At 70.9% G+C, this 22278-nt stretch carries 22 protein-coding genes and 2 pseudogenes; 6 read left to right on the forward strand and 18 right to left on the reverse strand.

Features of this window, described 5'->3' with window-relative positions; genetic code table 11:
- Positions 1–72 precede the first annotated feature (72 nt).
- Positions 73–1158 carry a M12 family metallopeptidase gene (locus tag ACIBAF_RS38700; RefSeq protein ID WP_399469645.1) on the forward strand — a complete coding sequence of 362 codons (1086 nt, stop codon included), beginning with the start codon at positions 73–75 and terminating at the stop codon, positions 1156–1158.
- A gap of 316 nt (positions 1159–1474) precedes the next feature.
- On the opposite strand, the pseudogene ACIBAF_RS38705 reads toward ACIBAF_RS38700, so the two are convergent.
- Positions 1475–1762 (reverse strand): annotated as a pseudogene (locus tag ACIBAF_RS38705) (IS630 family transposase); the annotation flags it as partial.
- Here ACIBAF_RS38705 and ACIBAF_RS38710 point away from each other — a divergent pair.
- Positions 1763–1927: a hypothetical protein gene (locus ACIBAF_RS38710; RefSeq protein WP_399469647.1), complete on the forward strand. Its 165-nt coding sequence runs from the start codon at positions 1763–1765 to the stop codon at positions 1925–1927.
- Positions 1928–2161: 234 nt separating this feature from the next.
- Here ACIBAF_RS38710 and ACIBAF_RS38715 read toward each other — a convergent pair whose 3' ends face one another.
- From ACIBAF_RS38715 to ACIBAF_RS38730, 4 genes and pseudogenes are all read right to left on the reverse strand, one after another.
- Positions 2162–3550 (reverse strand): hypothetical protein, encoded by a 1389-nt coding sequence (locus tag ACIBAF_RS38715; RefSeq protein ID WP_399469649.1) that lies wholly within the window; start codon positions 3548–3550, stop codon positions 2162–2164.
- Between the two features lie 6 nt (positions 3551–3556).
- On the reverse strand, positions 3557–4300 hold the full coding sequence (locus ACIBAF_RS38720; protein ID WP_399469651.1) for a hypothetical protein: 744 nt from the start codon (positions 4298–4300) through the stop codon (positions 3557–3559).
- Positions 4301–4343: 43 nt separating this feature from the next.
- Positions 4344–4616, reverse strand: coding sequence for an ABC transporter permease (locus tag ACIBAF_RS38725; protein WP_399469653.1), 273 nt, complete (start codon positions 4614–4616; stop codon positions 4344–4346).
- A 250-nt stretch (positions 4617–4866) separates the two neighbouring features.
- A pseudogene (locus ACIBAF_RS38730) lies at positions 4867–5403 on the reverse strand (phosphatase PAP2 family protein); the annotation flags it as partial.
- A gap of 329 nt (positions 5404–5732) precedes the next feature.
- On the opposite strand from ACIBAF_RS38730, the gene ACIBAF_RS38735 reads away from it, so the two are divergent.
- From ACIBAF_RS38735 to ACIBAF_RS38750, 4 genes are all read left to right on the forward strand, one after another.
- A complete protein-coding gene (locus tag ACIBAF_RS38735) occupies positions 5733–6131 on the forward strand; it encodes a hypothetical protein (protein WP_399469655.1) in 399 nt (132 codons plus the stop codon).
- A 584-nt stretch (positions 6132–6715) separates the two neighbouring features.
- Positions 6716–7207, forward strand: coding sequence for a hypothetical protein (locus ACIBAF_RS38740; RefSeq protein WP_399469657.1), 492 nt, complete (start codon positions 6716–6718; stop codon positions 7205–7207).
- A 154-nt stretch (positions 7208–7361) separates the two neighbouring features.
- The gene (locus tag ACIBAF_RS38745; protein ID WP_399469659.1) at positions 7362–8693 is read left to right on the forward strand and encodes an IS4 family transposase; all 1332 of its coding nucleotides are present in this window, start codon (positions 7362–7364) and stop codon (positions 8691–8693) included.
- Between the two features lie 112 nt (positions 8694–8805).
- On the forward strand, positions 8806–8988 hold the full coding sequence (locus tag ACIBAF_RS38750) for a hypothetical protein (protein WP_399469661.1): 183 nt from the start codon (positions 8806–8808) through the stop codon (positions 8986–8988).
- 475 nt (positions 8989–9463) lie between these two features.
- Here the strand turns inward: ACIBAF_RS38750 and ACIBAF_RS38755 are convergent, their stop codons facing one another.
- The 13 genes from ACIBAF_RS38755 to ACIBAF_RS38815 form a co-directional block, all read right to left on the reverse strand.
- Complete coding sequence (locus tag ACIBAF_RS38755; protein ID WP_399469663.1) at positions 9464–10837, reverse strand: NtaA/DmoA family FMN-dependent monooxygenase; 1374 nt, start codon at positions 10835–10837, stop codon at positions 9464–9466.
- 19 nt (positions 10838–10856) lie between these two features.
- Positions 10857–12104: an LLM class flavin-dependent oxidoreductase gene (locus ACIBAF_RS38760; protein ID WP_399469665.1), complete on the reverse strand. Its 1248-nt coding sequence runs from the start codon at positions 12102–12104 to the stop codon at positions 10857–10859.
- Positions 12105–12217: 113 nt separating this feature from the next.
- Positions 12218–12568: a putative leader peptide gene (locus ACIBAF_RS38765; RefSeq protein ID WP_399469667.1), complete on the reverse strand. Its 351-nt coding sequence runs from the start codon at positions 12566–12568 to the stop codon at positions 12218–12220.
- Positions 12568–13593 carry an ABC transporter substrate-binding protein gene (locus ACIBAF_RS38770; RefSeq protein ID WP_399469669.1) on the reverse strand — a complete coding sequence of 342 codons (1026 nt, stop codon included), beginning with the start codon at positions 13591–13593 and terminating at the stop codon, positions 12568–12570. The genes ACIBAF_RS38765 and ACIBAF_RS38770 overlap by 1 nt, the downstream gene beginning before the upstream one ends.
- Before the next feature lie 51 nt (positions 13594–13644).
- Positions 13645–14457, reverse strand: coding sequence for an amino acid ABC transporter ATP-binding protein (locus ACIBAF_RS38775; protein ID WP_399469671.1), 813 nt, complete (start codon positions 14455–14457; stop codon positions 13645–13647).
- Positions 14454–15434 carry an amino acid ABC transporter permease gene (locus ACIBAF_RS38780; RefSeq protein ID WP_399469673.1) on the reverse strand — a complete coding sequence of 327 codons (981 nt, stop codon included), beginning with the start codon at positions 15432–15434 and terminating at the stop codon, positions 14454–14456. The genes ACIBAF_RS38775 and ACIBAF_RS38780 overlap by 4 nt, the downstream gene beginning before the upstream one ends.
- Positions 15435–15925: 491 nt before the next feature.
- The gene (locus tag ACIBAF_RS38785; RefSeq protein WP_399469675.1) at positions 15926–16825 is read right to left on the reverse strand and encodes a glutathione S-transferase C-terminal domain-containing protein; all 900 of its coding nucleotides are present in this window, start codon (positions 16823–16825) and stop codon (positions 15926–15928) included.
- 150 nt (positions 16826–16975) lie between these two features.
- Positions 16976–17095 carry a putative leader peptide gene (locus tag ACIBAF_RS38790; RefSeq protein WP_399469677.1) on the reverse strand — a complete coding sequence of 40 codons (120 nt, stop codon included), beginning with the start codon at positions 17093–17095 and terminating at the stop codon, positions 16976–16978.
- Between the two features lie 97 nt (positions 17096–17192).
- A complete protein-coding gene (locus ACIBAF_RS38795) occupies positions 17193–17528 on the reverse strand; it encodes a hypothetical protein (protein ID WP_399469679.1) in 336 nt (111 codons plus the stop codon).
- Entirely contained in the window at positions 17491–18000 is a 510-nt protein-coding gene (locus ACIBAF_RS38800) for a hypothetical protein (protein WP_399469681.1), read from the reverse strand. Before ACIBAF_RS38800 ends, ACIBAF_RS38795 begins: the two co-directional genes overlap by 38 nt.
- Before the next feature lie 401 nt (positions 18001–18401).
- The gene (locus tag ACIBAF_RS38805) at positions 18402–19160 is read right to left on the reverse strand and encodes an ABC transporter ATP-binding protein (protein ID WP_399469683.1); all 759 of its coding nucleotides are present in this window, start codon (positions 19158–19160) and stop codon (positions 18402–18404) included.
- Entirely contained in the window at positions 19157–19867 is a 711-nt protein-coding gene (locus ACIBAF_RS38810) for an ABC transporter ATP-binding protein (protein ID WP_399469685.1), read from the reverse strand. Before ACIBAF_RS38810 ends, ACIBAF_RS38805 begins: the two co-directional genes overlap by 4 nt.
- Entirely contained in the window at positions 19848–21956 is a 2109-nt protein-coding gene (locus ACIBAF_RS38815; protein WP_399469687.1) for an ABC transporter permease, read from the reverse strand. The genes ACIBAF_RS38810 and ACIBAF_RS38815 overlap by 20 nt, the downstream gene beginning before the upstream one ends.
- Positions 21957–22278 lie beyond the last annotated feature (322 nt).

Consider the following 22278-nt stretch of genomic DNA (forward strand, 5'->3'; position numbering starts at 1 on the left):
GCCTGATACAGGGCGACTTGAGTAGCCCCCGACTCAGGCCCCGGGCGGGTCCCGCACGGCACTCTGGAGCCCATGACCGCCCGCTACTGCTCGCTCGCCCAGCAGTCGGCCCCCGCCTTCGCGCCGGGGCTGGCCGCCGAGCGGCTCGGCGCGCTGCTGAGCGGGCGGCGGATGTGGGTCAACGGCACCGTGCTGCACTACTGCTTCTTCGACGGCGAGGGCGACGGGTCGGTCATTTCCGTGCCGGGCTCCGGGGGGACCCGGTGGGTGTCGTGGGTGGGCGGCGAGGAGCAGCGGGAGGTCGTGCGCGACTGCTTCCGCGAGTGGCGGGAGCTGGGCATCGGGGTGTCGTTCGCCGAGGTCGCCGACCGTTCGGAGGCGGAGCTGCGCATCGGCTTCCAGCCGGGTGACGGCTCCTGGTCGGCGGTGGGCCGGGACGCGCTGAGGGCCGGTCTCAGCGAGCGCACCATGAACTTCGGCTGGGACCTGACCGCGCCCGGGGAACGTGCGACGGCCCTGCACGAGATCGGGCACGCCCTCGGCATGCAGCACGAGCACCAGAGCCCGTTCGCCGGCCTCCACTGGGACGACGAGGCCGTCTACGCCGATCTGGCGGGCCCGCCCAACCACTGGAGCCGGGAACGGACCTGGTTCAACATCCTGCGCAAGCTGGACCCGGCTGAGGTGAACGGGTCGGTGTGGGATCCGCAGTCCGTGATGGAGTATCCCTTCGCGGCGGGGCTGATCCTCGAGCCGGAGCAGTTCCGCGGCGGAGTGCACCCGCCCGGGGCGCTGTCGCCGCTGGACAAGGAGTTCGCGCTCGGCTGGTATCCGCCGCTCGACGCGCCGCGCCCGCCCGCGCTGGCGCCGTTCCGTTCGGTGGCGCTGACGCTGGGGCCGGGCGAGCAGGCCGACTTCACCGTCGAGCCGCGGGAGACCCGTGAGTACACCTTCGGCTCCTTCGGGGAGGTCGACTCGGTGGTCGTGGTCTTCGAGGAGCGGGACGGCGAGCCCCGTTTCCTCGCGGGACACGACGACGGAGGCACTCCGCGCAACGCCGCGATCAGGGCCCGGCTCGTCCGGGGCCGCCGCTACTTCGTCCGCGTGCGCCTGTACTCCGGGTGGGGTTCGGGCGAGACGGCCGTCATGTGCTGGTGAGCCGTACGGCCACGTAGAGACCGCAGTCCGGCGCCGGGGGAAGCGCCAGGGCCGTCACCTTCGGGGGAGGGTGACGGCCCTGGCTTCTCTCGCCCATTGCGAGTTGTTGCTTCCAATGTCAAGGCCTTGTTCTCGTATAGCTAAGGCCACCCGGGCTATCTAGGGTGCGGAAGCACTTTGCGCAGGTCAGGCGCTACGCTCTGGTGTCAGGCATGTGAGTCAAGTGCTGCTTGGCATGGCCCGGGAAGGCCCTGTGCCCCGGAGGCGTGGAAGGCACCGGCCCTCGGGGCACATCCGAACGGAAACTAATGCTGCATCAGGCAACGTTCGCCCTGTCGACTGGCGCGTAGGCGCCGGTCGTCGGCATGGCGGTTTCGCCAGATGATGTAGCGGTGGATCATGCTGCCCTGTTCTGATGGGCGGCATGGTCGGTGCCGTCGAGGGTGAAGTAACGCAGGGCCGTGAACTGGGTCTCGATGCGGTTGAGCCAGGAGGAGTTCGTCGGGGTGTAGGCGATCTCGACGTTGTTCGCGGCCGCCCAGGCGCCGACCCGCTGGCACCTCTTCGTGGTCAGATGCGGGGAAAAGTTGTCGCAGAAGATCGCGTGGAGAAGCACGGCGTCCTGCGCTCCGACCTGGAGCACGGCCGCGACCTCCCCGGCGTCCGCTCCCTGCTCTCCGCCACGGCGGCAACGGCCCACGCCGCGCTCCGCGAAGCGACCCGGATCCTCCGCGAGGCGACCCGGATCGTCGCCGAACTCCCGGAGTGAACGCCCGTTGACCCGCTTCATGATCCTCCTGCACGCCCATCGCCTGCGCCGGGCGCAGGCGCCGGGCGCGGCGGTCACCCGCCGCCCAGTACGGGACAACCCGCTCACCTGCCTACGCCTGGTGGCCCGGGCGCACCGCCCGGACCTGGCGTTGCACATCCTCGGGAGCCCGGAGTGGGTAGGAAGCACCCCGGACAACCCCGGACGATCCTGGACCGACCGCGCGGCTCGCGGCTACGCGGCCCGGTGGAAGAAGAACGGGTCGATCGACGGCGGCACCCGCGTGACGTTGTCCAGATCCAGCAACTGGTGGTGCACGAAGTCCGCGTGGCGCTGATACGACACACCAGCCGGGAAGTTGGCGTGGTCGGGGGTGTTGTTCCCCGAGAACACGCCGTAGAAGTCCCGGTCGATCGTGAGCAGCCGCATGTAGTCGCCGAGGAAGGGCAGCCCCTGCCGCTGCGGAACATTGGCGGGCGCCTGGTGCAGCACCTGATGCTCCGCCGGGCTCTGCCAGTCGTCGGCGGTCAGCTCAATCGCCGTCACCCACTGTGCGTGCGTGAACTGCTGGTAGGCCAGGCCGGTCAGGGAGTCCGAATTCACCGCCAGCGCCGGGTTCTTGGCATCGGTGATGGTGCGGACGTCGGACGACCAGTGCTGGCCGTGGTCGGTCGAGTGCCGTACATGCAGGGTGTAGTCGGTCCCCATCAGTCCGCCGACGCGGTCGCACCACGCGACCCAGACGCTGCCCGAGTCGGTGGGGTCGACCGCGATCGAGAGATCGCTGCCCAGGCGCTCCTGTCCCATGATCGCGTTGAACTTCACGAACCTCCCGGTCGCCACCCGCTGGCCGACCGTGTGGTCCACCGTGTCCGTCAGATCCTGGAACCGGGGCGGCCCGGCACCTCCGTTGTCGTCCCGGGTGACCACGACGTCGAAGGTGACGTTCGAGCCGCTGCGGGCCTGCCAGCTCTGGAAGGCCGCGTACACGGTCCCGTCGGGATGCAGGGCGATCCGTACCGGTGGCCCGTCCTGTCCCGAGGTGGAGCGCGCTTCGATCGGGGTGGGTGTGAACCCGGCCGGTGCCGGCGCGGTACGGGCGTCGTCCGAGGCATCCACGGTCGCCGTCCGCGAAGTGCCCTGCCCAAAGTCGTTGTTGCCGACGTAGACGCGGTCGCGGGTGCCGCCGTTCGCACGGACGCTCCCGGCCACCACCCACGGCTGGTCCTCTTGGTCCCGCGAGACGAGAATCGCCATGGGCGCGGTCGAGCCGATGCCCGGCGAGCGCAGGATCTGCATACGGGTGATGCCGTCCACGGCTGCCTGCCCGTTGAGGATGCCCGCGTACAGGGCGCCTCCCGTCGAGGCGAAACCGACCGAGATGTCCCCGGTGCCCAGGCCGTCGGCGCCGCCGGGGACGATGCTTCGCAGCGTCCAGGTGTCGCCACCGTTGGTCGAAACGTAGACCGGGGCGAGGGGACCGCCCATCGGATCGGGGGTGAACGCGGTCGCGACGATCTCGTTCGGCCGCTCGGGGTTGACCGCGATACTCGGCTCACCGTCCTGGCTGACGTCGCCGCTCAGAGCGACAGGGGTGATGTTGACGACCTTGAGGGTGGACATGTGGGCTCACCTCCGCGCGGACTGCAGGGTTTCGAGCTTCTGCACCGGCTGACGGTCGTCGGGGTGCAGGAGCTGGTACGGCGCCCACTTGCTCAGGTCACCCTCCGTGGCGTGCAGGATCCACATCCCCTCCTGCTGGGCCTTCGGCTTGGGCACCTCGTACCAGCGGAAGTCCAGGCTGTTGGGGTAGAGCACGGAGACCGGTCCCGGGGACAGCTCCCCTTGCTCCACGTGCTCCACGTCGAGTTGCGCACGCCACCAGTCGGGGGCGTGCTCCGTGGACGGCTCGCCGCCCATCTGTTCCAGCGCCACGACGGTGCCGACGACCACCGCGTCCGCTTCGTCGGCATGGGCGACCATGTCGGTGGCCGCGATGTCCCGCTGCACCGCGGAGAACGGCATCGCGTCGGCTGTCCTGGCCGCGAGGGAGACATGCTCCTGGACGGCGTCGGCGGGCAACCGGCCGACTTCCGCGACGGCCAGGCCTTCGCCGTAGACCGTTCCCCGGGTGAAGAAAGCGGCCGCCTCTCCGACGACCGGCGGATCGATCTCGTCCGACAGTTGAACGGTGACCTCACTGCCCGCGAGCCGCCTGAAGGCGTCCGGCGCGTGCAGTACCTCGTCCACCTGGACCACGGCCGTCCGTTCGTCGGCCGGCACGTTCGACATCCGCGCGTCGCCGAGACGGGTGACCGTCCCGAGGAAACTCAGCGGGGCCTTGCGGACCAGTTCGGTGACATCCTCAGGCATGGCGTTCCTCCTTTCCCCTGGGCACCGCTCGCCCACCGCGCGTCTACCGCGCGGTGGAAGCGGTCGCCGGATGAGTTCTGCGCCACTCGATCCGCGCGCCGAGGGTGCACAGGACGGCGACCAGGGCCGTGACGGCCACGATGAGCCATTCGACCGCACCGCTCCCGGCATCCGGATCGAAGCCGAAGACGATCTCGATCCAGTCGCGCCAGAGGAGTGTCACCAGGAAGAGCAGCGCGGAAAGGCCGCCCAGGACGGTCTCCACCCAGAAACGCTTGCGCACAGGGCTCGGACGAGGCAGAGCATGGAAGGCCATCTCGTAACCTCCCCTCTCGGGTTCCGGCGCCCGTTGACACCGCTGCCCTGAGAACAGGAAGGGAGACTGGGCCGCCGCGGGGGAACTGCGTGGTGCGCCGACGCCGACTGCGCGAGGCACCGGCCAGGTGCATCAAGGTGCACCTACGAGGCATATGCACTACATATACGAGTCTCCGTGCACCCCGGCCTCAGGTCAAACCGGAGCCGTGGCCGGCCCGGCGCTGCCTCAGGCCGAACCTGAACCGGAGTCAGCCCGGCGCAGCCCTGCCGCCCGTCACCGTGACCGGGTGCTGTTCCTCCTTCTCCGTGCCGGTGTTGGCGGAGTTCGGCAAGGACCTCGCCCGGGGCCCCATGAAGAGGTACGACAGCCCGAACCCGGCAAAGACCACCGCCGCCCCGCCCAGGGCGTCCAGCACTCAGTGGTTGCCGGTGGCGACGATCGCGGAGACGGCGAAGAGCGGATGCAGCAGCCCCAGCGCCTTCATCCACCACTTCGGCGCGACGATCGCGATGACGAGCCCGCACCACAGCGACCACCCGAAGTGCAGCGAGGGCATCGCTGCGTACTGGTTGGTCAGCGCCGCGAGCGTGCCGTGGTCCGGCTTGGAGAAGTCCTGGACGCCGTGCACCGTGTCGATGATGCCGAGGTCCGGCATCAGGCGCGGCGGGGCCAACGGGAAGAGCCAGTAGCCGACGAGGGCGAGCAGCGTGGCGAAACTGAGGGTCGCGCGCGCCCAGCGGTAGTCGACCGGCCGCCGCCAGTAGAGGACGCCGAGGACGCTCAGGTCGTTCCGCCACCCAGCCAGGGTGACGGCCACGCGCCGCCCGGCACAGCACCCGGACGGCGCGTCACGTCACAACAGGGCAAACGTTGCCTGCTACGGCACCAGTAGATGCCGCTGCCCCTAACGCCTCTAAACTTCCGATTCTCAGAGCAGAGAGGACGGCCCGTCAGATGGCTGCGTCGGACGATTCGACATCCCAGAGTGGTGATCCTCAGCCCCCCGACTCGCAGCCAGACGGCAGCGACGACCAACGGACCCTGCGTCAGCGCATCGCGGACAGATGGAACAGCCTCGGGCACGTGCGCCAAGCAGGTGTTGTGATCGGAGGCGTGGCCGTTGCAGTGGCGGGAGTCATCCTCATCGCCCTTTCCAACCCCCGCGCGACTGCGCCCTCCGCGTCGGATGAGGAAGCGGAGGAGGACACCGACCTGCTCATCACCCGCCGGTGGACCAACCATGCAGGCGGCTACTTCGTGTGCAGTCACATGGGGTGTGCGAAGAAGGTAGATCCGACCATCTTCCGTCACGACTGCTGCGGCCGCTGCTGGCCCGGCCGGGAGTGCCAGACCGCCGCGCAAAGCGATTACGACGGCCCCGGCGGATTCGCTCACAACTACTTTGAGGTGGCCCTGCGCCCCGGCATCTGCGAAGACTGCGGCGAACCCCCCGAAGCACACCACTGGGCGTTCGACCGCCATCACGGCGACCGCTACCGCCGGGCCGTATAAGGAGACCCGTGCGTATGACGGCTCTACGTCACGCTGCGGAAGCCCTCACCGGCCAAGATCATTTCGGCGGCTGTTGGGCTCACCGGGCCGGGAAGGTGTTTCGATCTATACGCTTCCTGGACTCGCGTTCGGATCGGGCGAGCCTGTCCACGAAGTGGTTCGGCCGACCAGTTTCCGTAATCCCGCCCGGGGCGACGCACCGCAGCACGGGGTGCACCGGGGCAGCAGCAGCGGGAGTCGCCGCGTGGGCGCGACCGTATGCCGCCGACCGCTTGGACGTCCCGTGCCTCACGATCTTGTTTCGATCGAAACGAAGCGAAACGCCCGCTCGACTCGGTTCGGCCGACCCGAAGCGGGCGCCTGACAGGCATGGCCAACATGTCTGACACTCCTCGGATATCTGTCAGGCACCTCCCTGAACAGGGCACTTGGCTCACACATGCCTGACGCCCATTTTTCACCCCAAATAAACGGACATGCAGCGCCCAGCGTGGGGCACGGAACGCCACCCACCTTCTCTCATCCTAGAAATCCAAGGGTTTCCAAGCCTTGCTAGGGTTATCCGGGTTGGCTAACCTGACGGCATGACAGACACCGCGACCACCAACCGCTGCTACTGCGGCTGCCAGACCGCCATCGGCTACGGACGTACCTTCGCCGCCGGTCATGACAAGATCGCCGAAGCCGCCTACCTCGCCGTCCACCACAGCGGCTCCGTCGCCGAACTCCTCAAGAGCCAGGGCTACGGCCCCGACAACCCCGTCACCGACGCAGCCGTCGAAGCGGGCGCCTGGAAGAAGTGCGACCACTGCGACTACAAGGGCGCCCCTGAGAGCATCCGCAACCACATGGCCAAGGTGCAGAAGGCTGAGAACACCCAGCGAGAGTCCCTGGAGAAGTCCGTTCGCGCGCTCGGCGGAACCTGGGACCCGAGCCGCGGAATGCAGACCCTGCGAGACGCCGGTTACCACCCATCTGAGAAGTACATCCGAGAGGTATACCGACGACTGGCGGACAGGGGCCTGCTGGAGAAGGTGGATGAGCACCGGGCCATCTACTTCGTCATCGAGAAGTAGGGCCGGCAAGTGGGCCCTGTGCTCGTGAAGCGATCACCGTTTCATCTGCTGTTCCCGCGCCAATGCCGTTGCTTGAATTCGAGAACGACTGCCGCGTATCGGGTGACGGTGTCAGGGCGGGGTCGTTGGTCTGGTTGTGCATCCGTGGAGTGGCTTGTCGGACGAGGTACGGCTGGGTGTTTTGACCGAGTGGGTGCCGCCGGAACTGGTTGACCAGGCGCTGGCGGAGTGCGGTCGGCGGGACCGGCGTCCGGGGGCGTTGCCGGTCAGGTTCATGGTCTACTACGTGCTCGCGTTGGCGCTGTTCCATCAGGACTCCTACGACGACGTTGCGGAGAACCTGGTGGGCGCCTGGTCCGACATGCACGAGGCGGTGCCGAACAAGTCGTCCTTCACGCGGGCCCGGATGCGTCTGGGCGAGGCGGCGCTGGAGGCGGTATTCCGAAGGCTGGCGGGGCCGGTGGCGCCGCTGGGCCTGTCAGGTGCGTTCTACCGCGGGATGCGGGTCGCTGCGGTGGACGGGTTCGTGCTGGACGCGCCGGACACTCCGGCCAACCGGGCCGAGCTGGGCGGGCTGCTGGACGCGCGGGGTAACCCGGCCGGGTTCCCGCAGGTGCGTGTGGTGACTTTGACGGAGGCCGCGACGCACGCGTCGGTGGATGCGCGGGTGGGTGCATTCAGCGGCGGGGAACGGGAGTTGGCGGTCGCGATGGCCGACAGCGCTGCCGGAATGCTCGTGATCATGGACCGGGGCTTTCCTGGCGTCGAGCTGTGGAAGGCGTACACGCGGGCGGGGGCTCACCTGCTGCTACGGGCCCGCTCGAGCGTGGCCCGGCGCCCGATCGAGCACCTGCCGGACGGCACCTACCTGGCGCGGATGAACCTGGCCGGCCAGAAGGGAAACCACCCCGGCGGAGTGCTGGTACGCGTCATCGAATACCAGGTCGACGGTGGCGAGGTCATTCGGCTGCTGACTGACCTTATGGACACCGATGCCTTCCCCGCAGCGGAGTTTGCGGCCCTGTACCACGAGCGCTGGGAGGCGGAGACGGCGTATCGGCAGATCAAGACGTTCCAGCGCGGCGGCCTGGCGATCTTGCGCTCTGCCGACCCGGGACTGGCACGCCAGGAGGCGTGGGCACACCTGATCATCCACCACTGCCTGACTCGAATCGTCATGCGCGTTGCCGACCACGGCCGACTCGACCCCGACCGGATCTCCTTCCTCAAGGTGCTCAAGCACGTCCGGCGCAGCGTGGTCCGCCAGAGCCGGAACACCCCGACCAGGATGAGGCAGTTCCTGACGAACATGGCAACGAAAGTCCGCCGCAAGCTCGACAGCGGCCCCAGGCGGCTCAGGGAATCCGACCGGCTCCTGAAACGCGCCGACGGGCGCTACTCGATCCGCAAAGCAGGTCAGCCACGCCGACCGACCCGACGCATCCCTCTGAAGAGCATCACCTTGAAGCCAGCGATAGTTCACTAAATCAAGCAACGGCATTGGTTCCCGCGCATCAGATGATGCTGGTGGGGAGGCTCCGGACGGGACTGCGCTGGGTGTTGTTGTCGGTGCGCCGGTCCAGCTCGGTCCGGAGTTCGTGGATGACCTGGGCATAGACGGCGACGCGCTCGCGAAGCCGGCCGTTGTCCTCCCGCAGGGCCTGGGCGGCGGCTTCGGCGTCGATGGCGCGGGCATGCAGATGCTGGAACGCGGGTGGGATGCCGTTCGCTTCGGACTTTCGGCGGACGAATTGCTGCGGCGACTCACATCGGCGGCGTAGTTGGCCTTCTTGTTCAGTCGCTCGCCGATCCGGTCGTCACCGAGGGGCTGTCCGGGACGACCTCCGGGGAAAAGCCAGGCGACATCGTCCGGAGTGCCGATCTTGGCCTTGCCCCGGCGGGTCGCGATGAGCTCGCGGACCAGACTGGCCAGTGGTGCGGGAAGGACGACGGGCGAGCTGCCTCTGGCACCGACCAACCAACGGCCCGCAGCAGCACCGGCTGTCCCATCTGCGTACCGTGCGCGTGCGCCCACTCTGCCAGCGTCGGCAGACCCGCCAGCACCGGATCGGCGGCGTACCACGACACCTCCCGCCGTGGGTCGCACCAATGCACCTGCCACCGCGCCAACGGACCGGCTTCCACCCCAAGTTCATCGATCATCAACGAGTGAACACACAGCCACTCATAGTCACCGAAATCCCAGCAACAGTTGCTTGTGGCTAGAGACCGCCGGCACACCGGATCACGGTGCTGCTACGAGGCCGCCCGCTGGGCCCCGGTCGTGTCGGGGTGGGCGAGGCCGAGATGGTCCCGGAGCGTGGCGCCCTCGTACTCGGTGCGGAAGACGCCCTGTTCCTGGAGGAGGGGAACGACCTTGTCGGCGAACTCGTCGAGGCCGCTCGGGGTGATGTGCGGGACGAGGATGAACCCGTCGGCGGCGTCGGCCTGGACGTAGTCGTTGATCGTCCGGGCGACGGTCGCCGGGGAGCCGACGAAGTTCTGGCGGTTTCCGGTCTCGATGACCAGGTCACGGATCGACCAGTTGTTAGCCTCGGCGAGCTCCCGCCACTCGCGGGCGGTGGCCAGCGGGTCGCGGTACATCCTGACCTGGGCGCGGCCGCGGGCGATGTGGCTCTCGCCGAGGTCGGGGTCGATGTCGGGCAGGGGCCCTTCCGGGTCGTAGCCGGACAGGTCCCTGTTCCAGACGAACTCCAGGTGTTTGAGGGCGGTCGCGCCGCTGACCTGTTGGCGGCGCACGTGCTGCGCGAGCTGCGCCGCCTCGGCGTCGGTGTCTGCGAGGACGAAGCTCGCTGCGGGCAGGATCAGCAACTGGTCGGCACGGCGGCCGTACTTGGCGAGGCGGGACTTGACGTCGGTGTAGAAGGCCTGGCCGGCGTCGAGGGTGGCGTACCGGCTGAAGATGGCGTCGGCGCTGGAGGCGGCGAACTCGCGGCCCTCGTCGGAGTCGCCGGCCTGGAAGATCACCGGGCGGCCCTGGGGGCTGCGCGGCACGTTGAACCTGCCGTGGATGTCGAACTGCCGTCCCTCGTGGACGAAGGCCCCGGCCTTGGCGTCGCTCAGGAAGGTTCCCGTGCTCTGGTCGGCGATGATCTCGTCGCCCTGCCAGGAGTCGAAGAGCTCGTGGGCGGTGGCGAGGAACTCCTTGGCGCGGGCGTAGCGCTCCTCCTGCGGGAGGAAGCCGCCGCGGCGGAAGTTCTCGCCGGTGAAGGCGTCCCAGGAGGTCACGACGTTCCATGCGGAGCGGCCGTCGGAGAGGTGGTCGAGGCTGGCGAACTGGCGGGCCACCTCGTAGGGCTCGTTGAAGGTGGAGTTGATGGTGCCGGTCAGGCCGATGCGGTCGGTGACGGCGGCGAGGGCAGCGAGGATCGTGAAGGTGTCGGGGCGGCCGACCACGTCCAAGTCGTATATCTGGCCGCCCTGTTCGCGCAGGCGCAGGCCCTCGGCGAGGAAGAGGAAGTCGAACTTGGCGCGTTCGGCGGTCCGGGCGAAGTGGGCGAAGGAGCTGAACTCGATGTGGCTGCCGGCCCGTGGGTCGCTCCACACGGTGGTGTTGTTGACGCCCGGGAAGTGCGCGGCCAGGTGGATCTGCTTCTGCGGCTTGCTCATGGTGGGGTCTCCCTCCCGCTCAGGCGATGGCGGTAGCGGTCGCGGTCTCGGTCTCGGTCTCGGTCGCGGCGGTGTGGCGGTTGGCGGGGCGGGGCAGGCCGAGCAGCCCGCGCAGGGTGTCGGCCTCGTAGGCGCGACGGAAGGCGTCGCGGCGCTGGAGTTCGGGGACGAGGCCCCGGGTGATGGCGGGGAGGTCGTGTCCCGCGACGGCGGGGCGCAGCCGGAACCCGCTCAGACCGGCCGCTTGCAACTCCTGGAGCAGGTCGGCGAGTTGAGCGGGCGTGCCGGCGAATATACGGGCGTCGCCGGTGTACTCCTCGCCGGCGAGGGCGTCGAGGCGGTCGCGGCGGGCGGCGGCCTCGGCCGGGTCGTCGTCGAGGAAGACGACCAGGTCCCCGAAGACGTGCAGCGGCTCGGCGGCCCGCCCCGCCATCTCCTGTTCGGCGCGGATCTCGGCGACGATCGCCCGGGCGTGCGCGGCGTCGTGCGGGGTGACGTAGCCGACGTCGGCGGCGCGGGCCACCAGGCGGTAGGGGATGGTGTCGTGGGCGAGGGCGGTGACCAGGGGCTGACCTTGCGGCGGGCGCGGCGTGATGGAGGGGCCCTTGACGCTGAAGTGGCGGCCCTCGAAGTCGATGTAGTGGAGCTTGTCGCGGTCGATGAAGCGGCCCGTGGCCACGTCCCGGATCTCCGCGTCGTCCTCCCAGCTGTCCCAGAGGCGGCGGACGACCTCGACGTAGTCGGCGGCCTCGTCGAACAGGTCGGTCACCGACTTCTGGGTGTCCGGGGCGTCGTAGGCCTCGATGCGGGGGATCGTGCGACGGCCGAAGTGGGCGGCCTCGGTGGGGCGGGCGGTGATCTGGACGCGCAGGCCCGCGCGGCCGGTGCTGACGTAGTCGAGGGTGGCGATCGCCTTGGACAGGTGGAACGGCTCCGTGTGCGTGGCCACCACGGTCGGGACCAGGCCGATGTGACGGGTGAGCGGGGCGATGCGCGAGGCGATGAGGACGGCGTCGAGGCGGCCGCGGACCTGGTCGGTGCGGTCGTCCGGGTCCAGGAAGTGCGAGGACTGCGGGCCGAGGCCGTCCTCTATGGTCACGAAGTCGAGCAGGCCGCGCTCGGCCTCGGCGACCAGGTCGGCCCAGTATCCGGCCGTGAACAGCTCACGGGGGCGGGCGACGGGCTCACGCCAGGAGGCGGGGTGCCAGCCGGTGCCGTCCAGCGCGACGGCGAGGTGCAGAGGGGAAGAGGAGGAGGTCGAGGACACGAGGGCGCCTTCCTGGAGGTCCGTACGAGAGCGCCGGCCCACGCCGAAAGATGGGCGGGGCGGTGGGGAGCGCAGCGAGAGGGGAGTCCCCCGGCCGAAGGCTGGGGGAGGGTTCAGGAGCTACAGAGCGCGCCGGCCACGCGCTGGAGGTCGATGTGCGGCCGGGAGTGGAGGTGCACGGCATGGCATATGTGGATCACGGCCCGCCCCCTCCTTCGCCGGGCGCCGGACGGCGCCTCACACATCCCGTCAACAGTCACAACGCCCCGGCCTCGCCGGATGTTCCCGGTGTGCGCACCGAGCGATGGTCGAGCGGCGGCGCAGGGTGAAGCCGAGGGACTCGTAGAGCGGGTCGCAGGGGTGTTGTCGGCGGCGGAGTGCAGGAACGGGGTGTCGCCGCGGTCGCGGAGGCCGTCGAGGGCCGCCCGGACGGCGTTGTCGAGGGGGTGCGGGTGAGTCGTCATCAGGAGTCGGTCAGGGGCAGGCCGGGCGGGTTGACCTCGGACTTGGCGACGGCCTCGTTGGAGAGGTTCCAGGCGGCGAGCCACTTGGCGTACTGGCCGTTGTCGATCAGGTAGTTGATGGCGTCGGCGAGGGGCTTGGCGAGGCCGCTGTCCTTCTTGGCGGTCGCCGCGATCAGGCCCTGCAGGCTCGCGCCCGCACCCGAGTAGGTGCCCGCGTTCGCCGTGGGGTCGGGCGTGTTCGCGGTCTGGGTCACGTGGTAGGCGACGGCCGGGTTGGGGCTGAGGTAGGAGTCGATCTTGCCGCTGCTCAGCGCCAGGTAGGTGCTGTTGTTGTCCTGGAAGTACTTGACGGTGAGCTTCTTGCCCTCGCTCGCCAGCTTCTTCTTCCACTCCAGGAGGATGCGCTCCTGATTGGTGCCCGCGCCGACCGCCACGGTCTTGCCGGCGAGGCTCTCGTAGCCGCCGCCGAACTTCCAGTTGCTGGACTTCAGCGTCTCGAAGCCGAGGTTGTCCTGTCGGTAGGAGGCGAACTCGTACTTCTTCTTGCGCTCCTCGGTGTCGGTGACGTTCGAGAAGGCGACGTCGACCTTTCCGCTGTCGATGCCGACGAAGAGGTTCTCCCAGGTGAACCTCTTCGTCTCCGGCTTCAGGCCGAGGACCGCGGCGACCAGCCGGGCGAGGTCGGGCTCGGCGCCGGTGAGGGTCTTCTGGTCGCTGCCCACGAACCCGAGCGGGGCGGAGCCGGACGGCAGGCTGCCGCTGCCGACGACCAGCTTGCCGCTCTTGCGGATCGCGTCGGGGAGTTCGGCGCTGATCGACTTCACCTCCGCCACCTTCAGGGTGGTTTCCTTGGCGGCGCCGTTGGAGACCTGGCCGATGGTCACGGTCCCGGAGGCGGCGCTGTCGGTCGTGGTGGCGGCGTCGCTCTCACCACCGCAGGCGACGAGCCCGGTGGCGAGGGTGGCGACGGCGGTCGCCGCGGTGATGCCGCGCATCAGGCTGCGTCGGGTGAAGTGGGCAGGCATGGTCGTTCCTTTGTCCGGTGAGGCGATGAGAGAAGGGGGAGGAAAGAGGGGTCAGAGGACCTTGCTGAGGAAGTCGCGCGTCCGTTCGTGGCGCGGGTTGTCCAGGACCTCGCCGGGCGGGCCCTGTTCGACGATCTTTCCGCCGTCGATGAAGACGACCCGGTCGGCGACCTCGCGGGCGAAGCCGATCTCGTGGGTGACGATGACGAGGGTGGTGCCGCTGGTCGCCAGGTTCTTGATGACGGCGAGGACCTCGCCGACGAGTTCGGGGTCGAGGGCGGAGGTGGGTTCGTCGAAGAGGATGACGCCGGGGCGCAGGGCGAGGGCGCGGGCGATGGCGACGCGCTGCTGCTGGCCGCCGGAGAGCTGCCGTGGGTAGGCGCCGGCCCTGTCGGCCAGGCCGACCCGGTCGAGGAGTTCGGCGGCCAGCGCCCGGGCCTCGGGCTTGGCGAGCTTCCCGGTGGCCACCGGGGCGGCGGCGACGTTGTCGAGCACGGTCAGGTGCGGGAAGAGGTTGAAGTTCTGGAAGACGAAGCCGATGCGGCTGCGCTGGGTCAGGATGGCCCGCTCGCTCAGCTCGCGCAGCCGGTCGCCGTGCCGGCGGACGCCGATCGGTTCGCCGTTGACGCTGACGTAGCCGATCTCCGGCTTCTCCAGGTGGTTGATGACCCGCAGCAAGGTGGACTTGCCCGAGCCGGACGGGCCGAGGATCACGGTGACCTCGCCGGGCCGCACGGTCAGGTCGACGCCGTCCAGCACCCGGTGGGCGCCGTACCACTTGTGCACGTCGTGCACCTCGACGGCGGCGGGCGCGGCCTCGGCAGCGGGCGCGGCCTCGGCAGCGGTGAGCGTTTCGGCGGTCATACGGCGGCCTCCCGGCGCGCACGCTCGCGGAGGTCCCGCAGGCCGGTGCGCAGTTTCTGCAGCGGGGTCGGCGGCAGGGAGCGCGTGGCGCCCCGGGCGTAGTACCGCTCGACGTAGAACTGGGCGACGGACACGAGGCTCGTCAGGATCAGGTACCAGACGGTGACGACGAGCAGCAGCGGCACGATGTCGCCGGGGTAGGTGGAGCCCATGCTCTGCGCGGAGCCGAACAGGTCGAGCAGCGACACGTAGAAGACCAGCGAGGTGCTCTTGATCAGGCCGATCAGCTGGTTGACGTAGTTCGGGGTGATGGACCGCAGGGCCTGCGGGAAGACGATCCGGCGGAACTGGTAGCCCTTGGGCAGTCCGAGCGCCGCGGCGGCCTCGTGCTGGCCCTGGTCGACGGAGAGGATGCCGCCGCGGACCACTTCGGCGGCGTAGGCCGCCTCGTTGAGGCTGAGGCCGACGACCGCGACCGCCATGTCGGTGGCGAGCCGGGACTCGTCGAAGGTGAAGAAGGCGGGCCCGAAGGGGACGCCCACGCTCAACGTCTTGTACAGGGCGCTGAAGTTGTAGAGGAACAGCAGGACCACGATCAGCGGCACGGACCGCAGTGCCCAGACGTACGTCCAGCTCGCGGCGCGCAGCACCGGGCTCTTCGAGAGCCGGGCGAGGGCGAGGAGGATGCCGCCGAGGAGGCCCAACACGGCGCTCCAGGCGGTCACTTCGAGGGTGATGAGCAGTCCGTCGAGGATGGTCGGCCGCCAGAACCAGTAGCCGAACCTGTCCCACTGGTAGAAGGGGTTGGAGACCAGTCCGTGGACGAACTGGGCGATCAGGACCAGGGTGACGGCGGTGGCGATCCAGCGGCCGGGCTTGCGCAGCGGCTGCACGCGCTGGGCGCTGAGCCGCGTTTCCGGCGGGGTGTGGGCGGCGGGCGACTCGGCGAGGGTCACGGCGCCTGGGGGTTCACTCATGGGGAGCTCCGGCGGGAGTCGGACACCCCGGGGGCACGGCGGTCGTGGACGGCTGAGGCGCGTCGCGGGCAGGGCGGCAGGGAGCGCTCTGCGTCGGGAACGCGGGCAGGCACGGCGCACGGATGCGTACGGCAGAACCGGGGTGGGGCGGGCAACGGCACACCGCTCGGGCGGTGTTCGTCAGGAACGCGGAGGCGGGGCGAAGGCTGGTGGGAAGGGGGTCAGCCCTGACAGCCCCGACAGCGGGCACGGCCCGGTGCGGTACACAGTGCGCTGTTCACGCGCAGGAGGTCGACGGCGCGGTTGGCGACGAGGATGTCGAGGTACGGCCGTACGCAGCCCCGGGAGCGGCGAGGCGCCGTCCGATTCGCTGCGTACATGTCCGTCACCGTCACTGTTCCGGCCCGTGGGGCCCTCGCGCTTGTCGAAGGGTCATCACTTAAGACAATTGCCCGAACGGATGTCAATGCCCGTCCAGTGGGTGGACTGGCTCACGGGCGGTTGACCTGCGGTCGGGTCTCGGCGCCGTCGGCGGCGTGAGTCTCCCAGTCCAGGATCTGGACGGCCGCGCCGGCGGCCTCCAGGCCCTGACAACGGGCGTGGTGGCGGCGGGCGATGGCGTCCAGGTCGAGGTGGGCGCCGAAGGCCGGTTGGGCGGCCAGTCGGCGGGCGTAGGCCCACAGGGCCGGATGGTCGGCGATGCGCTGCACGGCGGCCGCGTCGAGGTGATTGCGGTGCACGGTGTCGAGTTGAACCAGGGTGACCCACAACTCGACGTCAGCGGCAGTGATCTGATCGCTAATCAGGTACTGGTGGTTGCCGAGGCCCTGCTCCAGCACGCCGAGCGTGGTGAGCAGCGTGTCGAGGGCGGCGGCGCGCTCCGCCTCCGCCGCGTCGGCCGCTCCGGCGCGTTGCGCGGCCGCCTCGATGCCCTGTGCGCACATCCGCTCGACGGCCTCGATCTGCGACTCGGCGCCGCACGGGTACAGCGTGGGCCGGCCGCCGCCGAACCTCCGGGCGAGGTCGCGGGCGATGTCGGGGCCGTGGCTGCTGACGATGCGCCCGGACCAGTCGTCGCTGAGCACGGGCGCGAGGGCCGGCCCGGTGTACCGGTGCGCGCTGGCGTCGTAGAGCGGGCGCAGCGCGGAGTGGCCGCCGTCGGGGCAGTCCGGTTCGGCCGGCAGGAAGGTGACGGGGCAGGCCTCGGCCAGGCCGAGGAGGCTGTGGGTGACGGCGATGCGCAGACACTCGGGGTCGGCCGTTGCCAGGTGGAGGCGGTAGCGGCGGGGCACGGCGTAGTGGCCGCTGCGCGCGTCCCGGCCGATCCGGCCCCGGAATGCGGGGGCGGGCCGGGCGGACGAGTGGGCGGCGGTCAGCGGTGTGACGGACATGACTCTCCCCGGGGGCGGGCGCGCTGAGGACGTGCGCGCGGCGGTTGCGACGACGGACGGGAGGGCGTGGCACTCGTCCCCGCACGCCGGACGAAGCGGCGCGGGTGAGGCGTCGCCGGGGCGGGTGGGTGCGGGGACGGGCCGGGGCTCTCAGCCGAGGGGGATCGCGCTGCAGACCCGCTGCAGGTCGATGTGACGGCGGGAGGTGAGAAGGGGCGACGACCACGCCGTGCGGCTCGCTCGGCTGGTGACCGGCTCTAGGCGCCCCATTGTTTCCCTACCTGTTCACTAGGATTCCCGAATCGAGTGTCGATCCGCCGGGAGCGCCCGTCAAGGGGGCGTCCACCAGGTGAGTACCGAGGGTTCGTCAGTCGGAGGCGGGCAGCGCCTTGGGCGCCTTGACGGTCAACGGCTCACCCCCGTAGGTCAGTGGGCCCGCGCCGGAGGCGGTGCACAGCAGTTCGAGGGTGTCGGCGGCGTCCACGTACCGCTTGCCGATGAGCGTGCCGGGGGCCTGCGCGGCGGGCGCCCCGGCGGGGACCCGCTGGGCGGGGACCTCCCTGGCGGGGAGCATCGGGACGCCCCCGCATTCGACGGTGTCCGTGGCGCCCTTGGGGGCCCGGATCACGATGACGCGGGTGCTGCCGGTGGCGGCGGCGAGCTGGTCACCGGGGCGCGGGGTCGGTGCGGGGGACGACGCCATGGGGCGATTCTCCTTCTGCCGGGGGTGCGGGCGCTGTCGCCGGTGGGGTGGCGGTCAGACGCTCCCCCAGCCGGTCGAGGTCGTAGGACTGGCGGGCGAGCCAGAAGCGCAGGAAGCCGGTGAGCGAGTAGCGCAGGAACAGCGCGCCGCCCACCACGGCGGCGGCGACCCCGCCGAGGCCGAGGGCGAGCGCGTCGCCCTGGCCGAGGCCGGAGTCGGTGGCGTGGGCGAGGGGGAAGGCGAGGCCGCCGAGGACCAGACCGGCGAGCATCAGCAGCCCGCCGACGCGGAGCCAGAGCGCGGCGCGGGCGGTGGCGGGGTCGGCGATCTTCAGCTCGACGAGAGCCCGAACGAACCGCTCGGCCCGCTCGGCCTCTTCGGCCCGACCCGCCGGGACCACCGGGCCTGCCGGGGCCACCTGGTCTGCCGGGGCCACCGGGCCTGCCGGGGCCGCCCGGTCCGCCAGGGCCACCGAGCCTGCCTGGCCTGCCTGGGCCGCCGAGCCCGCAGGGGCCGCCGAGCCCGCAGGGGCCGCCGAGCCCGCAGGGCCTGCCTGATCTGCCGAAGTCGCCGAGCCTGCCGGGGCCACCTGGCCTGCCTGGGCCGCCGGGTCCCCTGGGCCTGCCTGGTCTGCCTGGTCTGCCGGGTCCGCAGAGGCCGCAGGGTCCGCAGAGGCCGCAGGGTCCGCAGAGGCCGCAGGGTCCGCAGAGGCCGCAGGGCCTGCCGGGGCCGGCCGGTCCGCCAGGGCCGCCGAGCCTGCCGGGGCCGCCGGGCCTGCCGAGGTCACCGGGCCTGCCGAGGTCACCGGGGCCGCCGGGTCCGCCGAGGTCACCGGGTCTGCCGGCTTCGCCGGGGCCGTGTGGTTGGTGTTGGTCATGCGGTGCTCCCCAGGTAGTAGGAGGAGAGTTCGGCGTGGAGGGAGCTGTCGGGGTGTCCCTGCCACTGGATCCGGCCGCGGACGAGCACGGCGGCGTGGTCGGCGATCTTCAGTGCGGCGGCGGCGAACTGCTCGACGACGAGGACGGCGACGCCCTGGCGGGCGATCTCGGCGACGAGTTCGTACAGTTCGGCGACGACCAGCGGGGCGAGTCCCATGGAGAGCTCGTCGAGGAGCAGGACGGCGGGGTCGGTGGCCAGGCCCCGGGCGAGGGCGAGCATCTGCTGCTCGCCGCCGGAGAGGGTGCCGGCGTGCTGGGTGCGGCGGCCGCCGAGGACGGGGAAGCGGGCGTACGCGATCGCCTCGATCTCCTCCCGGCTGCGGCCGGTGAAGGTCATCATCAGGAGGTTCTCGCGGACCGTGAGGTTGGGGAAGACGCCCCGGCCCTCGGGGATGAGGCAGACCCCGGCGCGGGCGAGCTCGCCGGGGCGGATGCCGGTGGCGTCCCGGCCGCCGAGCAGGAGCCGTCCGCCACTGGGCGGGTGGACGCCGGAGGCGACCTTGAGGACGGTGGTCTTGCCCGCGCCGTTGGGGCCGAGGAGCGCGACGACCTGTCCGGCGGCGACCGCGAGGTCCACGCCGTGCAGGACGGTGATGCCGGAGTGGGCGGCCCGGACGCCGGCCAGCTCCAGCAGGGGCCTCTCGGGCGCCCGGCGTGCGGGCTGCGCCGCCGGGGTGGTCCGGGTCGTGCTCATGTCTCCCCCAGGTAGGCCGCGAGCACGGTCCTGTCGCGCTGGATGCGTTCGGGCGGGCCGGCGGCGACGACCTTGCCGAGGTCGAGGACGTGGACGTCGTCGCAGACGGTCATCACGAGGCTCATGTCGTGTTCCACGAGGAGGACGGCGGCGCCGTCGGCGGCGAGGGCGCGCAGCAGGGCGGCGAACCGTTCGGTCTCCTCGGCGTCCTGGCCCGCGGCGGGTTCGTCGAGGAGCAGGACGCGGGGCTTGAGGACGAGGGCGCGGCCGACCTCGACGAGGCGGGCGATGCCGGTGGGCAGGGCGTCGGCGGGTGCGTCGGCCTGGTCGGTCAGGCCGAGCCGGGCCAGGACCGCGTCGGCCGTGCGGGCCGCATGCCGGCGTTCGGGGCCGAGTTCGGCGGCGACGAGGAGGTTGTCGCGGACGGTGAGCCGGCCGAAGAGCTCCAGGTGCTGGAACGTGCGGGACATGCCGCGCCGGGCGCGGCGGGCGGGGCCTTCGCGGGTGATGTCGCGGCCGTCGAGGCGGACCCGGCCGGCACGGGGGCGGCGCAGGCCCGTGACGACGTCGAACAGGGTGCTCTTGCCGGCCCCGTTGGGCCCGATGAGCCCGGTGACCCGGCCTGCCTCGGCGGTCAGGGACACGGCGTCGAGGGCCCGGCGGCCGCCGAAGGAGACGGTCACCTCCTCAGCCTGCAGCAGTGGCACGGCTCAGCACCTCCCCGTCCTCGGGCCGCCACGGTCGGCTCACTCCCCACCACTCCAACGGCAGTTCGGCAGGGGCCTGTTGGCGGGCTGCGGCTCGGCTCCGCAGGGCCACGGCGGTCGCGAGGGCGACGCCGAGCAGCAGCCGTCCGTCGGTCGCCCCGAGCGCGGCGAGCAGCCAGCACCCGGCGAGGACCGCCCCCAACGCCCCCAGCAGCAGCCGGTCTCGGGCCAGGGGCGCCCATTCGATACGGAACCGGGCGATGACCCCGCTGGGGCTGTGCGCGAGGCCCATGCCGGCGAGGGCGATCAGCAGGGCGGACAAGTCCTGGGCCCAGGCGCCGAGTTCGCCGAGCGCCTGAGTCGGCACGACGAACGCGACGCCTGCGAAGAGGCCCGCGCCGACGTGGCCGAGTCCGGCGATGACCGCGATCAGGAAGATCGGCAGCCCCGCGACGAGGTTGAACTGTTCGGCGGTGACCGTCTGCAGCTGCATGCCGTAGAGGGCGCCGCCCAGTCCCGCGATCGCGGCCGACAGCGCGAAGACGGCGACCTTCGCGCCGAGGAGCCGTCCGCCGAGGGTGGCGTACGCGGCCTCGCTGTCGCGCAGGGCGATCAGCCGGCGCCCGAACCGGCCCCGGCGCAGCGCGGCCACGCCGAGCGAGGCGAGGGCGAGGCAGACGGCGGCCAGGACGAGCAGCTGGGCCGGGGTGGTCAGGTGCAGTCCGAACAGGTCGGGGCCGGTGACCGACACCGAGCCCTGGTCGAACAGGGCGATGCGGACGCCGAGAAGGTCGAAGGCGGGCAGGGTGAAGATCCACCGGTCGAGGACGACGGCGAAGGCGGCGGTGCCGAGCGCGAGATAGATGCCGGACAGCCGCAGCGCGGGCAGCGCGATCAACGCGCCGACGGCCGCGCACCCGAGGACCGCGACCGGCAGCGCCCACAGTTCGCCGTGCGCTCCCAGGTGTCCCCACGCCACCGCCCCGATCCCGGCGATGGACCACTGGCAGAGCGAGACCTGCCCGGCGTATCCGGCGAGCGGGACGTAGGACAGGGCGATGACGCCGAGCGCGAAGATCGCGCCGTACGAGATGAGGGCGTCCTGCGACAGCACGGTGACCAGGAGCAGCGCGAGGGCGAGGATGCCGCCCGCGAGGAGCAGGGCGCCGCGCCGAGCGGGCAGGGCGACGGGGACGAGGCGGCGGTCGCGGCCGGGCAGGCGGCGGTGCGGGAAGGCGAGCAGGGCGAGGAGGAGGAGCAGCGCGGGGGCTGCCAGCCGCAGGCCGGGCAGGTAGTCGTTCTGCGGCAGGTAACCGGCGAGGTAGGCCTCCAGGAGGCCGACGGCGATCGCGCCGAGGAAGGTCAGCGGCAGGCTGCGCAGCCTGCCGAAGACGGCGGCGGTGTAGGCGCTGACGATGAGCAGGGAGAGCTGCTGGGCGTCGAGTGCGACGGTGGGCGCGATGAGGATGCCGCCGACGGCGGCGAGCTGGATGCCGAGGACCCAGGCCAGCCGGCCGGCGCGCAGCGGGTCGGCGCCGGTGAGCCCGGCCAGCGCCCGGTCGTCGACCGACGCGCGCATCTCGGTGCCGGCGCGAGTGCGGTGGAGCAGGAACCACAGTCCGCCGGCGACGGCGAGGGCGACCGCCATGGTGACGGCCTGGTGCCAGGTGACGGCGGCCGGCCCGAGGCGCAGGGCCGGCTCGTCGGCGAAGAAGGGGGTGAGGGGGCGGGGGGTGTTGGGGTCCCACACCCAGCGGGCGAGCGCGATGCACCCGGTGAGCAGGGCGACCGTCATGACCAGCCGTTCGGCCTCACCGAGGGCCTGCACCGGGCGCATCAGCACCCGTTCCACGAACAGGCCGAAAGCGGGCGCGAGGACGAGGAGGACGGCAGCGAGGGCGAGCGGGACCGGCCATCCCCAGCCGACGGCGAGTTGCCAGTAGGCGAAGGCCGCGAGCATCCCGGCCGCGCCGTGCGCGAAGTTGAAGACGCCGGCCGTGGTGTGGGTGAGCACCAGACCGCTGCCGATCACGGCGTAGATCGCGGCGGTGCTCAGGCCGACCACCGTGAAGGCCAGGAACTGATCCATGGTCTGGAAACTAGCTTCTCGCTATTGGAGAATCAACCATTCGGACAACAGCCGTCGAAGTACGCGCCGGCGTTGACGGAGGCATTGACGGAGGGCATTGACGGAGGGCATTGACGGAGGGCATGACACATGGAAGCGTGATAATCGATTGCGAGAATCATATTCTCACCGATGGGCACGGGAGGTCCTTTGAGCGGCACCGACGACCTGGTGGAGATCGAGCAGCTCCTAGGAGTTGTCTTCAAATGTCACGCCCACATCAGGAGCGAGGCGAGCGTGACAGCTGCCTGGTAGGACTCGGCGGTCTTGTCGTAGCGGGTCG

Origin of the sequence: Streptomyces sp. NPDC051677 (assembly GCF_044453465.1) — a bacterium.
Classification (GTDB): domain Bacteria; phylum Actinomycetota; class Actinomycetes; order Streptomycetales; family Streptomycetaceae; genus Streptomyces.